The sequence below is a fragment of the Acidobacteriota bacterium genome (assembly GCA_033549365.1).
Lineage (GTDB): Bacteria > Acidobacteriota > Aminicenantia > Aminicenantales > Saccharicenantaceae > JAWSUF01.
On sequence record JAWSUF010000007.1, the window covers coordinates 75956 to 89102 of the forward strand.

Genomic DNA, 13147 nt, shown 5'->3' on the forward strand with positions numbered 1-13147 from the left:
GCCCGCTGGGAATCCGGCGTTTTTGAGAGCGTGTGATGTTTTCTATCAGGAAAGGAGTTTTATCCATGACCGTCAGGCATGCGATCGTCCTGTCTCTTCTTTTCGGCTTCTCCTCATTATATGTGACGGCAACAGGGTCAACCGATGACATCACCCGCCCGGACGTCCGGTTCCCGGATACGGCGGCCGGGAAAGCCGCGGCGGCCTATTTCGAAGCCTTCAACGCCGGTGAAGGGGCCATGCGGAAGTTTTTTGAAGCCTTTTCATCTCGGGACTCCCTCCGGGAAATTCCCATCAAGATCCGCCTGGACCGCTATCGGAAAATGCGCGGGCAGCTCGGTTCGCTCGAACCCCTGGAGATCCTCGCATCCGGGACGAACGCCCTGAGCGTGACCGCCGAGGACCGGGGCGGCCGCCTTCTGCAACTCGATTTCGAGTTCGAGGCCTTGGAGCCCCACGGCCTCCTGGGTATCCGCATCGAGGCCCTGGCCGCCCGCGAGGGCATGGCTCCGCCGCCCGATCCCAAGGCGGACGATGCCGAACTCGCGGCGGCGGTCCGGAATCATCTCCGTTCACTGACCGAGGCCGGGGAATTTTCGGGTGTCGTCCTCATCGCCCGGAACGGCGAGCCCTTTTTCGAGGAGGCCTTCGGCTGGGCCGACCGGGAGAAAAAAATCCCGAACCGGACGGACACGCGGTTCAACGTGGGATCGATCAACAAGTCCTTCACCAGCCTGGCCGTCCGAATGCTGGCCGCGGAAAACAAGCTGTCCCTCGACGACACCATCGGCGCGTTTTTGCCGGACTATCCCAACCAGGACGCGGCGGCCAAGGTCACGGTCCGCCAGCTCATCGCCATGACGTCCGGGATCGGCGACTTTTTCGGCGAGCGATACCAGGCGGCCGACCGATCCAAAATCCTGACCCTGGCCGACTACCTCCCCCTCTTCGCCGACAATCCCCTGGCCTTCGAACCGGGCTCCGGCAATCTCTATTCGAACGGCGGTTACATCGTGCTCGGCCTGATCATCGAAAAGGTCACGGGCATCGATTATTACACCTGGATCCGGGACAAGATCTATGCGCCGGCCGGCATGACGGATTCCGGCTGGCCCGCCCGGGACGCCGACGTTCCCAACCGGGCGGTCGGCTATGTCCGTGACGGCTCTTCCTGGAAAACGAACCTCGACACGCTGCCGGGACGGGGAAGCTCGGCCGGAGGCGGCTATGCCACGGCCCGCGACCTCCTGAATTACACGATCGCGCTCGAAAACGGGCTGTTCGGGGAGGCCGGCGAGGCGCGCCAGGGCGGGATGGGCATCGCCGGCGGAGCGCCGGGCCTGAACGCCGCCCTCGAATGGATGCCCGAGAGCGGCATCACGATCGTCGTCATGGCCAACCTCAGCCCCCCGGCCGCCGGCCGCGTCGCCCGGCAGATCCGGGCCTGGCTCCCGCGCTCTAGATGACAGTTGGCTCGACCGCTATTAAGGACCCTTAAAAGATAATCCTCCACGCTTGGCGGAGCTGGAACGAAAGGCGGGGTTCCCGGAAGTCGCCGGGGCAAAGCGGATCAGAATCGCTGAAGGGCCGTCAGGTCGGATCGGACATAACTGGGAAATCGCCCCGGGCAGTTATCCTTCGACTGCAGGCCGGGTCTTTTGCGCCGCCGCGGCATAGGCAAAGCCGTAAAAATAGCCGCGCCACGATCTCTCCGTCGAGCGGAACTCGTTATCCCCCATGAAATAGTCCAGAAGAACTTCTCTCAAACGGGTCATTTCCTTCAGCCGCGACTTGTGGCGCGGATCGCCGATGGTCAGTCCCAGCAACTCCAGCGCCCGTTCCAAGGCCAGGCGGCTGTACTCAAGATTGCCCTTTTCCCTCCAATTGAGGGCCCGTTCGACCTCGCTGCCGACGTTGGCCAACTGTTCCATGAGTGAGAACGCCTGCCACCGGCCGGCCGCCAGAGAGGGGTGGGCAACAGCCGTCATTTCACCAGCTCCTCGACAATACTCAGGATCGCTTCCCGGGTCTCCGGATTATCGACGCCTCGCGATCTGTTCCCCTGCGAAGGCCTGATGTTGATGACCGAATCATATTCAATGCGGTCGGGCATTTATCCTCCTGGCGGGAGCCGGACCCGAGGAGAAGCGCCTCCTCGTCGGCATGAAGCTCTCCGTCGACGGCCATGATCTTCTTTTCCACGTCAACCACGGCTTTGACAAGATTCCCGAACAGGCCTTGGGCCATGAGCTTGAAGTCGTCCAAAGGCACCGGCGCATCGATGATCTTCATGGCTTCTTTATACCACAAAATGGCCCCCATGTGATCATCACCGATTGGGCTCTCCACAGCCTCCGCGGCGTTATCCCCATCTACAACAGGACAGGACAAGTCGAAACGGGGCATGTTCTGGAGACCTCTATCCTGTTCGGTCTCGAACGCCGAGGCGCCGCGGCTGCGGTGGGAACAGCCGGGTTCGTGTTCGGTCTGCCGGTCAACCTGTCTTTCTTCGGCCGGGCCTGGAGCGAGCCGATCCTGATCTAGTTTGCCTACGCTTTCGAACAGGCCGTCCGGGCCCGCCGCCCGCCGGGATTCCTGAATACCCTCTCTCTCTGACGGTCCGGTCTGTCTCCCGGCCGGTCAATAAATGACCGGGCCCAGAGTGTCCCGGTGAGTTGAAATCAGTGTCCGCATGTACAGGCCGACGCCCGCGGCGCTTGGGAAACCCGCATCGCGGGCGGCCTTGTCGCTGACTTCGCGGGGGATCTTGGCGCTGTCGGCGTATTCATACCAGTCTTTGTAGGCCCCCAGGGTCACAACATCCCAGGCCGCTCCGGCCGCGTGAGTGAAAATGAGCGTCTGTCCCCTGCCCCTGAGGCGGTTGTAGGTGTTTTCCATGCGACGCTCCTCGACCAGATTCTCGAACTTTCCGGGAAGCGACTGCATCATCTCGAAGTGAACAAGCCCCTTGCCCTCGAGAAACCCGCGCAGCACATCGACTTCGGGTCCCATGACGAAGAGGTCCTCGTGCCATAAAAGAAGAGGCCGGATTTCAGCCAGCACGGCTTCGGCTCTCCGGCCGTTGGCCTCCGTCACCCGGAAGGGGGCATGGCCGTCCAGCGGATAGATAACCAGGAGGTCCCAGTGATCGCCCTGGTGATGTTGAACGATGATCGGGCGCTCCTCGCCCTCTTCCGTCATCGAGTCCCCGATCTTCTTAAGCGAATTCATGAGCTCCAGCATGCTCCCCGGACCCGCCTGGAGCATGGCGAACCGGTAAAGATACGTCCCCTCGCGCCGCTCGGCGGGAATGTCGTCGCCGACGGAAACATGCGCGAATCCGACATTCAACAAAGCTGAAAACACAACAATTGAAATCGCCGGGATCGAGAATCTCTTCAAGAATATGCTCAACATGACTTTTCCTCCTTGATGATATCTATCTATTGTTCGAAGATAGCGCCGGGCCTCTATCTCCGGTCGAAGACGGTTTTTCCGCCGATCATGACGACGACCGCCCGGGCCGGCTCCCGGAAGGGATTGCCGTCGAAAATCGCCATGTCCGCAAATTTTCCCGCTTCCAGGCTGCCGATCCGGTCAACGGCGCCGAAGATCCCGGCCGGGCTGACGGTGACGGCCCGGAGCGCTTCCTCCCAGGGGAGGCCGTGGGCGACGGCGGATCGGACATGCGAAAGAAGATCGCCCGAAAGACCCGCAGAGCCCGTCTGAAAGGCGAATCGGACGCCGGCCTCGAAAAGGACCGCGGCGGATCCGTATTCCGCACGGGCCGTCTCTTCGGTCGGTCCGGCGGCATCGGCCGGCCTGAGAAGAACGGAAATCCCGGAGGCGGCCAGCCGTTCCTTGACCCTATGAGCCTCGGCCCCTCCGCTGATAATGAGTTTCAGTCCGAATTCTTCGGCGATCCGAAGCGCCGTAAGGATGTCGTCCATCCTGTTGGCGTTGAGGACAAGAGGACTCTCTCCCTTGACAATAGGGATGAGAACATCCAAACGGGAATCCGCGGCGGGAGGTACGCGGAATCCGGCACGTTTCCTGTCATGGTCTTCGAGGAGGGCGATGCGATTCCGGACGTCCCACAGCGTCTGCCTCAGGAGGGCCGCCGAACCCATCCGGGTCTGGGGAGACCGGCCCTTCGTTCCATATCTCATTTTAGGCGGCTCACCCAGACTGCCGTGAACCGCGACCGGGAACCGGACGATCATGTCCGCGACATCATCGCCCGAGAGCCGGATGAGCGCGCTTTGTCCGGAGAGGAGATTCCCCAGGGCCGGGGCGGCCAGGGCCGCCGTCAGGCCGGATGTCCGGGCGCGGGCGATAAATTCGCTTCCGGGATCGACGGCATCGACGATCCGGAGTTGGGGCGTGATCGGATCCGTCGCCTCATCGGAATCTCCGCCCCGGGACGGCCGGTCGGCCGCGCCCAGATCGGTCAGGGCATCGATGAATCCGGGAAAAATCCAACCGCCCGGAACATCGACGATTTTCGCCTCCTCCGGAACGGCGACATCCTTTCCGACGGCAACGATGAGGCCGTCCCGGACAAGCACGATACCGCCCTCGACAATCTCCCCCGTCCCGGTCACGACCTTTGCGCCGCGAACGGCCGTCGTCTCTCCGGCCGCCGCGGGAACCGTGATAAGCAGAACGGCGGCGAAAACGGCCGCCGCCGTCATCTTACTTTGAACCCGCGACATGGCCTCTCTCCCTTTCCGCCCGGCGATGGACGAGTTTCCCGTCGATGAAGACGGCTTCGGGCACGGATTTCGTCCGGAACGGATGGCCCCGGAGAATGAGGATGTCGGCATCCTTTCCGGCCTCGAGGCTTCCCGTCCGGCCGGAGATCCCGGCGATCGCGGCGGCATCGACGGTCACGGCTCTGAGAGCGGCCTCTTCGTCCAGTCCGTTTTTCACGGCGAAGGCCGCGATCTCGAGGAGATCGCCTCCCGCCTCGCCGGCCGCCGGAGTCCAGCGCGATCCCTCCGCGGCCCGGAAGGCCAGACGCACACCGGCCTCGGCCAGAACGGCCGCCGCGGCCGGGTCGAAGCCGCGGTCTTCGATGTTTCCGGCGCCCCGGAACGGATCGGCCAGAATGACCGGGATGCCGCGCCGGGCCAGTTCCCCGGCCAGCTTGTAGGCGTCCGTCGCCCCGTCGAGGATGATCCGGAGATCGAACTCGTCGGCGATGCGCAGGGCCGTCCGGATGTCGTCTTCGCGCTCGGCGTGGACGACGACCGGCATGTCGCCGCGAAGAACGGGCAAAAGAGCCTCCATGGCCAGATCGCGCGCGGGCTCCGTCCCCTTCTTGTCTTTCTCATACCTCTCCCGGGCGGCGCCGTATTCGCGGGCCTTGACCAGGTTGTCCCGGAGTAGGGCGGCCAAGCCCATCCGGGTCATGGGAGACTGCTCCTTTCGCTTGGCCGAGACGCCAAAACCGAAAACCATGGCCGCCTGATCCTTGATGATCATCCGGTCGACGACATCGCCGGCGGTTTTGAGGGTCGCGCCACGCCCGCCGATGACATTGAGATTTCCCGGAGTCACCAGGACCGAGGTGATGCCCAATTGGCGTGCATAGGCAAAGAGAGGCGCCTGGGGCTCGACGGCGTGACGAACGTCCATCTCGGGGGTTATGGGGCTCGAGCTTTCGTTGAGGGAGCTCTGGTTCCGCCAGTTCGTCGTGATGCCGAGCGACGAGCGGGGCGAGATGAGTCCGGGCATGACGGTGAACCCGCCGGCGTCGATGACGGCGTATCCTTCGGGAACGGCGAGTCCGGCGCCGGCCTTCTCGATCTTGCCGTCCTTGACCAGGACGACGCCGTTCGCAACCGGCGCGCCGGCCATGGTCAGCAGGGTGCCGGCCTTGATCGCGTAAGCGCTCCCCGCGCCGACGGCATCCGGAATTTCCAGCGCGCCCGTCGCCGATCCGGCCTCGATCCGGAGAGGCGCCGGCTCTTCCTCCGGTCTTTCGAACTCGACGCGGCCGTCGATGAGGACCTTCTCGACTCCCGTCAGAAACTCGAAGGGTTCGCCGTCGAGAAAAACGAGATCGGCGTCCTTGCCGGGTTCGATGCTTCCGATCCGGTCCTCGAGCCCGACGGCTTCGGCCTCCCGGATGGTGATTGCCTTGAGGGCGTCGTCCTCCGTCATCCCGTAGCGGACGCAGAGCGCGGCCAGGTGGCGGAGGTTCTGCTGGCCGCCGCCGAGAGCGTCGGTCTGGAGCGAAACCTTGAGCCCGGCCTCGGCCAGAATGGCCGGTCCGTTCCGGAGCTCGACGTGGTTGTCGAAGTAGGTGAAGAACATCGGCGGCCCGACATTGAAATGGACGTCCCGGCGGTCCCGGAGATCGTCCACGATCAGGTAGGCCCAGTAGCAGTGGCCGAGACTCAGCCGCAGATTGAACTCGTCGGCCAGCCGGATGGAGGTCACAACCTCGGAGGCCGTGGCGCAGTGGATGTGGACCGGGATCTCCCGGCGCAGCGCCTTGACGAGGTTGTCTTTTCCGAGGTCGCGCTTGGGCGGAACCGGATTCTTACCCGCCGCCTTGTCCTTTTCATGGGTTTCCCAGCTTTTCTGATAATCTTGGGCCTCGAGGAAGGCTTTGCGGGCCAGGTGATAAACCCCCATCATCGTGACCGGCATCTGTTTTTTCGCGCCGTAGACGCCGATGGGGTTGCCCTCAAGGGCCATCTTGAGGTCGCAGTCTTCGACGAGAACCATTTTGTCCGGGGAGGCGTTTTTGAGCTTGACCGCGACACTCGTCCCGCCGATGACGTTGGCGCTGCCCGGCCGTGAAACGATGGTCGTGACGCCGGCCGCCCGGCCGACGGCGATCGCGGGATCGTCGAAGTTGAAGGAATCCAGGGCCCGGACCTGGGGGGTCACGGGGTTGGTCATTTCGTTGCCGTCGGAGTTTTCATCGACCCTCGGGAGGCTGTAGACGCCGAGATGAGTGTGGATGTCGATGAGGCCGGGGATGACGACTTTGGCCCGGAGAAGGCGCGCTCCGGCGGGGATGTCCAGGTCTTTGCCGACGGCCTTGATTTTTCCGTTTTCGATGAGGATGACGCCGTTATCGACAGGTTCTCCCACGGCCGAGTAAATCCGCTCGGCCTTGACGGCCAGGACATCGCCGGCCGCGGGGGCCGGGCTTGGCCCGGCAGCCAGCGCCAGAAGCAATGCCGGGATCAAAATTCTGAACTTGACGGTTGTCACGATCCGACCTCCTCTTCGATGAATCCAAACAGCGGGGATTGAACTATACCACCGCATTTCCCCGGGCGTCAATTTGGAGGAGGATGTCTCAGACCGTCCGGATGACCTTGTAGAGGGCGTAACGGAAATTGGAGAAAGCGAGGTCCAAAGTGTGCGACGGCACGTCTTTGCCGGCCCCCGGATCGCTGCCCCTTGTCCATACCGCGAGGCTCTCCGGCAGGCGTTCGGACCAGATCGACGTATCGACCCGTCTTTTCACCCAGACATATCCGACGCCGTACTTGTCGAGAACGTCCCCGGCCTCGGACGGGGCCGCGAAGAACCGGGCGATATCGGCGCGCCGGGCTTCCTGGTGTTCCGGGAGCAGGTGGAAATCGAGGTAGGAGTGGGGGGAGTTGTCCAGAACGACCCTGCGGTCGGAGAAATAGCAGACGAACAGCACGCTCACGCTGTGAAGGACGACGTCTTTCGGATCCGATTGTTCGTTGAGATAGGCTGCAGCCTCGAGGAAGGGGGCCTCCACGATCATGGTTGATGGGTATTTGGATTTCACATGGACGAACTGTGCGGTATTGGGAACGCTCAGCAGAAAAAGGAGCGCTCCCGACACGGCGAACCATCCGGGTTTTTTCCGGAAATTCCGGCCCAACCAGACGGCCGCGTAAAGCAGCACCAGCAGCGAGGCGAGCTTGAACAGGTCCATAAAGATCCAATTCCGGGATCTTTCACCCAGGAAGGGATTGGCAAAGAAAAAGACGACGCAGCTTGCGGCGACCAGAAACCCGATAACCGCCGACATTCGGTCCTCCCGCCGGGAAGCCAGTGTCCGCGCAACCAGCGAGGGCAGGGAGGCCAGTGAAACGCCGAAGGCTCCCAGGAAAAAAACGACGATCGCCGCCAGGGCCAGGATCACCGTTTTCGGATTCAAAGCCGTGAACTTGACAAAGTCGCTCCAAGCCCACGCTAAGGACATGCTTTTGATGTCCAGCAGAGAAAAGATGATCCAGTTGCTGAACACAATCCTGTAGGTGAACGGAATCCCCCCGATATTGAAAAGATAAGCCGTGGCCAAAAACGGCGTCGTCGCGGCGGACACGGCGAGAAAGGCCCGCAGGGGAAGCGGGTCCTTCCGTTTCGCAAGATAAAAAACGGCCGTTCCGGCCAATGCCCCGAGAACAGGCAGGGCGAAGGGCATTTTGTATCCCGTGACAACGGCCAGGAGGAACGCCGCCGCCGCAACCCAGGAAACCGATCGTGTTTCGAAATATTTCAGGAGAGCGAACAAACCCGCAAATAAAATCGCCAAGGCGGGAAGCAACGGGTTTATGGCCGCAAGGTCAAGATAGTAAAAAGAAAAAAACGGCATGCCCCAAAGCCCCCCGTAGCCCGAATTTAGGGCGAGAGCCCAACCCAGCCCGCCGCTTCCGAAGAGAACCAATGCCAGTCCAAGAAGCGCGATGCCTCCGGAACCGCTCCATCGTCTCGCAAAGATGAAAAATGCCAGAAAAAAGACGGCGAAAAAAAAGGTGAGAGTGAAACGGTGGATCAGATCCGGAACGCTCAGGGCAAGATGCTTGTAGAAAGCCGAAACGAAGAGGTTCATATCATAGTGGTAACTGATGGGCATGCCGGCGGCGAACGGCATCTGGGGAGGGATGGAATGGGAGAGCTCCCGCACAAGTGCGCTCCGGGTGAATCCATCGTAATACCGCATGTGAAGGCGCTGGGAACCGTCGGGGAGCGTCATCGCATTGCGGTAATTGTCCGTGACCAGAAGAGCCGTCAGGCCGGCGGCCAGAACGACACAGCCGAGGCCGACGGGAGTGATCCGGAAACGAAAAGCAGACAGGGACGGCGGTGCGGCGACGATCCGGGCGATCCAGACAAGACCGGCAAGAACAAGCCAGATCCAGAATATCCACTCTGCGCCCACGATTCCGGCGATCCTGTAAATAAAGGTGCTCGCCGTCATTCCGAAGATGAGGGCCAACGTGAATCTCTCCAGGCGGCCCGTTTCGAGCTTTGCCAGGGCACATAGGACGGTCCCGGGAACATAAACACCCACGAAAAGACCGAGAAGGAACAAGCCGGTGTCGGCCGGAGACACACCGAAGCGGCTCATCATGAGGATGAAACCCACGACGGCGGCGAGAAGGATCCCGACAAAATGCCCAAGTCCGAAATCAGCGAGTTTCCGCATCCGAAGCCTTTGTTCTTAACGATAATTACACTACGCGGTCCCTTCCTGTCAAACCACACGATTCGTCATAGAGTCTCCTCAACCGAGGTCGGTCGGGATATCCGTTCGACACCGATGCGCTTTGTTGCGCGAATATTGTAGAATAGCAGGAAGCGACATGGAATTGAAAAAAGGACTCCGTGGATTCATGCTGGCCGACCATAGGATCTATGGTTTGTTCAAGAGAATCATCCTGACGCGGAGTTCCGAGCAATACCGTGTGGACCAGTTCATCCGCCCCCATCGCGGCGCCAGAATTCTTGATATCGGTTGCGGGACCGCAGATATCCTGGATTTCCTTCCGGAAGTCGAATATGCCGGATTCGACCCCAATCCGCGGTATATCGCAGCCGCACGAAGGCGGCACGGCCGCCGGGCGGAGTTCGTCGTCGCTTCGATCGAAGACTATCGTCTTCAGGACCCGGAAAGCTACGATATTGTATTGGCCGACGGTGTCCTGCACCACCTCGACACGCCGACGGCCGGGCTTCTGATTCAAACGGCGAAGACGGCGTTGAAACCTCACGGGATGTTCGTTTCTTTCGACCCGGTCATCCTGGCCCGGCAGCACCCCGTGGCCGGATATCTGATATCCAGGGACAGGGGGCGCAACGTCCGAACCCAGGAAGGATACGTCAACCTGATCCGGACTCATTTTCCCGTTTGGGAGCTTTTTATCAGTCACGACGCCCTCAGAGTTCCTTACGATCACTGTGTGATCAACGCCTGGAAAACCCCCCCGGAACATCCGATCCGACCCTTCAGTGGACTTGAAAAGGAAAGGGGGTCTGAGGCAAAATGAAGCACGGATCGTTCATGAACAAGCCGAATCTTTCCGTTGTCGTCCCCGTTTTCGGGGCTGAAGCCTGCCTGCCTTCTCTCCACAAACGATTGAAGGTCGTTCTCGAGCCCTTGTCGAAGGACTTTGAAATCATCCTTGTCGAGGACGGAGGTCCGGACGCCTCCTGGACGGCCATCGAAGAGATCTGCCGGAAGGATCCGAAAGTGAAGGGCGTCAAGCTCAGCCGGAATTTCGGCCAGCACGCGGCCATCACGGCCGGCCTCGAACGGGCCGCGGGCGATCGGATCGTCATCATGGACTGCGATCTTCAGGACCGCCCTGAGGCCATTCCTCTTCTTTACGCCAAAGCCCTCGAAGGTTTCGATGTCGTCCAGGCCCGGCGGACGATCCGCAACGACCGCATCCATCGGAGACTGGCTTCCCGGGTCTTCTATGCCCTTTTCGGCTATCTGACCGAAACGCGCCAGGACGCCTCGATCGCCAACTTCGGGATTTACTCCCAAAAAGCGATCCGTGCCGTGCTCTCGATGCGGGAAACCCTGCGCTATTTTCCGGCCATGATCCGCTGGGTGGGGTTCCGATCGGCCGTTGTCGATGTCGAGCACGGAACGAGCAGCAACCGCCGGTCCTCCTACACGGTGGGCAAACTCATCCGCCTGGCCTTGGGCGTCGTCATTTCCTTTTCGGAAAAGCCGCTCCGCCTGGTCGTCAAGCTGGGATTCTCGATTTCGCTCCTGTCCTTTGTCTGGGCCCTGGCCCTGGCCGTGCGAGCGGCCGTCATCCGGCAGAGCGTCGCCGGATGGTCGAGCGTCATCGTCTCCATCTGGTTTCTCTCGGGACTTATCATCTTCGTGCTGGGCGTCGTCGGCATTTATGTCGGAAAAGTCTTCGAGCAGGTCAAACATCGCCCTCTCTACATCGTGGAGACATCTCTGAACGCCGGCGGAGACGAAAACCCCTCATGACCGAAGTCCGCCTTTTGGATTGGGATTCGCGGTTTTTCGGCATTCCCATCGGCCGGGTCGACTTCCCGCCGGACCGGCTGAACCCGGGCGCGATCGCCTCCGCCCTGCGCAGTGCGGAGAACATGAAGCTCGCCTGTCTGTATCTCCAAATGCCGTTCGTGTCGCCCGAAGTCACCGCGTTTTGCGCGCGGCCGGATTTTCTGCTTGTCGACATCAAAACCGTGCTGAGCAAACGTCCGTCTCCCGAAGCTCCTCCGGAAGAGCCGGGATGGTCCGTCGTCCCGCCCGAGGAGGCCCATCATCCCGTCTTGGAAGACATCACGGAAGCCGTATCGCAGACCAGCCGTTTTCGTTTCGATCCCCGTTTCGGCATGGCGGGCGCGACTCGGCTATACCGGACATGGCTCCGGAACTCTCTTGAAGGCGGATTCGTCTCCGATTTCATGGTCGCGACAAAAGACGGCCGGGCCGAGGGCTTCATAACGCTGAGAACGAAGGACGGGGCGCCCCACATCGACCTTCTGGGCGTCGCCGGCGAGTCCCGGGGACGCGGAGTCGGCGGAATGCTGATCCGGGCGGCCGAAGCCCGGGTGAAGACCCGGGGCGCCGGCCGCCTCAATGTGGTCACCCAGGGCCACAACATCGCCGCCCTGAGGACCTACCAGGCCGCCGGATTCCGGATCGTCTCCCAGAATCTGTTTTACCACGTCTGGGTCGAGCCGTGATCAAAATTCCCTTCAACCGCCCCCATCTCTTCGGAAACGAGCTTCTCTATATGCAACAGGCCGTCGAGGCGGGGCACATTTCGGGCGACGGCGTTTTCACCCGGAGATGCCGGGAGTTTCTGGAACAGCGCTACGGCGTCTCCAGGGTTCTGCTGACGGCGTCGGGCACGGCCGCCCTGGAGATGGCCGCCCTTCTCTGCCGGATCGGACCCGGCGACGAGGTCATCCTGCCGGCATTCACCTTCGTCTCGACGGCCAACGCCTTCGTCCTCAGAGGAGCGAAACCCGTCTTCGTCGATATCCGTCCTGACACTCTGAACATGGACGAAGCCTGTGTCGACGCCGCCGCCGGGCCGAAGACCCGGGTCATCGTTCCCGTCCATTACGGCGGCACGGCCTGCGAAATGGACGCCGTCGAACACATCGCCCGGCGCTGCGGCGCCGCCGTCGTCGAGGACGCCGCCCAGGCCATCGAGGCCCGTTATCGCGACCGGCCCCTGGGAACCCTGGGCCCGCTCGGCGCCCTGAGTTTCCACGAAACAAAGAACGTCTCCTGCGGCGAAGGCGGCGCCCTGTTCATCAACGATCCGGCCTTCATCGAAAGGGCCGAAATTCTCCGGGAAAAAGGGACGGACCGGAGCAAATTCTTCCGGGGCGAGGTCGACAAGTACACCTGGGTGGACATCGGATCGTCCTTCCTGCCGTCCGATCTTCAGGCGGCCTTTCTCCTGGCTCAGCTCGAAAACCTGGATATCGCCATGGACCGCCGCCGCCGGATTTATGAAATCTACCGGGAGGCTCTCGTCCCCCTGGAGTCGGCGGGTTCGGTGAAACTTCCCGTCATTCCCGGCCATTGCCGGAGCAATTATCATCTGTTTTATCTTCTCTGCGAAACGGAAAAGGTCCGCGATGCGCTTTTGGCCTTTCTCAAAACGCGGGGCATTCTGGCCGTTTTTCATTACCTGCCCCTGCATCTTTCCCCGATGGGCCGGACGTTCGGCGGCCGCGAAAATCAATGTCCGGTGGCGGAGTCCGTGAGCTGCAGACTGATCCGCCTTCCCTTTTACAACGATCTGTCGCCGGAGGATCAGGACACCGTCATCCGCGGCGTCCGGGATTTCTTCGCCCGATAGCGACCGTCGCCTTGACACATGAGGGACACGGGCCTAAACTGTCCCCTTAC

Annotated in this window: 11 protein-coding genes and 1 pseudogene; 5 read left to right on the top strand and 7 right to left on the bottom strand. The window is 61.6% G+C overall.

Going from position 1 to position 13147, the window contains the following annotated elements:
* The first annotated feature begins 65 nt into the window (after window positions 1-65).
* The gene (locus SCM96_11080; GenBank protein ID MDW7761166.1) at window positions 66-1466 is read left to right on the top strand and encodes a serine hydrolase domain-containing protein; all 1401 of its coding nucleotides are present in this window, start codon (window positions 66-68) and stop codon (window positions 1464-1466) included.
* A 165-nt stretch (window positions 1467-1631) separates the two neighbouring features.
* Here the strand turns inward: SCM96_11080 and SCM96_11085 are convergent, their stop codons facing one another.
* The 7 genes and pseudogenes from SCM96_11085 to SCM96_11115 all read right to left on the bottom strand — a co-directional run bounded on the left by SCM96_11085 (window position 1632) and on the right by SCM96_11115 (window position 9433).
* The gene (locus SCM96_11085) at window positions 1632-1988 is read right to left on the bottom strand and encodes a hypothetical protein (protein ID MDW7761167.1); all 357 of its coding nucleotides are present in this window, start codon (window positions 1986-1988) and stop codon (window positions 1632-1634) included.
* Complete coding sequence (locus tag SCM96_11090) at window positions 1985-2113, bottom strand: DUF5674 family protein (protein MDW7761168.1); 129 nt, start codon at window positions 2111-2113, stop codon at window positions 1985-1987. The genes SCM96_11085 and SCM96_11090 overlap by 4 nt, the downstream gene beginning before the upstream one ends.
* Before the next feature lie 65 nt (window positions 2114-2178).
* Window positions 2179-2406 (bottom strand): annotated as a pseudogene (locus SCM96_11095) (hypothetical protein).
* 234 nt (window positions 2407-2640) lie between these two features.
* A complete protein-coding gene (locus SCM96_11100; protein MDW7761169.1) occupies window positions 2641-3417 on the bottom strand; it encodes a hypothetical protein in 777 nt (258 codons plus the stop codon).
* A 53-nt stretch (window positions 3418-3470) separates the two neighbouring features.
* Entirely contained in the window at window positions 3471-4715 is a 1245-nt protein-coding gene (locus SCM96_11105) for an amidohydrolase family protein (protein MDW7761170.1), read from the bottom strand.
* On the bottom strand, window positions 4696-7233 hold the full coding sequence (locus SCM96_11110; protein MDW7761171.1) for an amidohydrolase family protein: 2538 nt from the start codon (window positions 7231-7233) through the stop codon (window positions 4696-4698). Before SCM96_11110 ends, SCM96_11105 begins: the two co-directional genes overlap by 20 nt.
* Window positions 7234-7321: 88 nt before the next feature.
* Window positions 7322-9433 (bottom strand): hypothetical protein, encoded by a 2112-nt coding sequence (locus tag SCM96_11115; GenBank protein ID MDW7761172.1) that lies wholly within the window; start codon window positions 9431-9433, stop codon window positions 7322-7324.
* 157 nt (window positions 9434-9590) lie between these two features.
* On the opposite strand from SCM96_11115, the gene SCM96_11120 reads away from it, so the two are divergent.
* Genes SCM96_11120 through rffA form a run of 4 tightly spaced genes read left to right on the top strand, consistent with a single transcriptional unit; the run spans window position 9591 to window position 13097 of the window.
* Window positions 9591-10274 (top strand): class I SAM-dependent methyltransferase, encoded by a 684-nt coding sequence (locus tag SCM96_11120; protein ID MDW7761173.1) that lies wholly within the window; start codon window positions 9591-9593, stop codon window positions 10272-10274.
* On the top strand, window positions 10271-11239 hold the full coding sequence (locus SCM96_11125) for a glycosyltransferase family 2 protein (protein ID MDW7761174.1): 969 nt from the start codon (window positions 10271-10273) through the stop codon (window positions 11237-11239). Before SCM96_11120 ends, SCM96_11125 begins: the two co-directional genes overlap by 4 nt.
* On the top strand, window positions 11236-11964 hold the full coding sequence (locus SCM96_11130) for a GNAT family N-acetyltransferase (GenBank protein MDW7761175.1): 729 nt from the start codon (window positions 11236-11238) through the stop codon (window positions 11962-11964). The genes SCM96_11125 and SCM96_11130 overlap by 4 nt, the downstream gene beginning before the upstream one ends.
* Window positions 11961-13097: a dTDP-4-amino-4,6-dideoxygalactose transaminase gene (gene rffA / locus SCM96_11135; GenBank protein MDW7761176.1), complete on the top strand. Its 1137-nt coding sequence runs from the start codon at window positions 11961-11963 to the stop codon at window positions 13095-13097. Before SCM96_11130 ends, rffA begins: the two co-directional genes overlap by 4 nt.
* Window positions 13098-13147 lie beyond the last annotated feature (50 nt).

Excerpts from the sequence above, each read along its gene's own strand:
- SCM96_11080 (MDW7761166.1), top strand. The coding sequence starts at position 66 with ATGACCGTCAGGCATGCGATCGTCCTGTCTCTTCTTTTCGGCTTCTCC.
- SCM96_11085 (MDW7761167.1), bottom strand. The coding sequence starts at position 1,988 with ATGACGGCTGTTGCCCACCCCTCTCTGGCGGCCGGCCGGTGGCAGGCG.
- SCM96_11090 (MDW7761168.1), bottom strand. The coding sequence starts at position 2,113 with ATGCCCGACCGCATTGAATATGATTCGGTCATCAACATCAGGCCTTCG.
- SCM96_11100 (MDW7761169.1), bottom strand. The coding sequence starts at position 3,417 with ATGTTGAGCATATTCTTGAAGAGATTCTCGATCCCGGCGATTTCAATT.
- SCM96_11105 (MDW7761170.1), bottom strand. The coding sequence starts at position 4,715 with ATGTCGCGGGTTCAAAGTAAGATGACGGCGGCGGCCGTTTTCGCCGCC.
- SCM96_11115 (MDW7761172.1), bottom strand. The coding sequence starts at position 9,433 with ATGCGGAAACTCGCTGATTTCGGACTTGGGCATTTTGTCGGGATCCTT.
- SCM96_11120 (MDW7761173.1), top strand. The coding sequence starts at position 9,591 with ATGGAATTGAAAAAAGGACTCCGTGGATTCATGCTGGCCGACCATAGG.
- SCM96_11125 (MDW7761174.1), top strand. The coding sequence starts at position 10,271 with ATGAAGCACGGATCGTTCATGAACAAGCCGAATCTTTCCGTTGTCGTC.
- SCM96_11130 (MDW7761175.1), top strand. The coding sequence starts at position 11,236 with ATGACCGAAGTCCGCCTTTTGGATTGGGATTCGCGGTTTTTCGGCATT.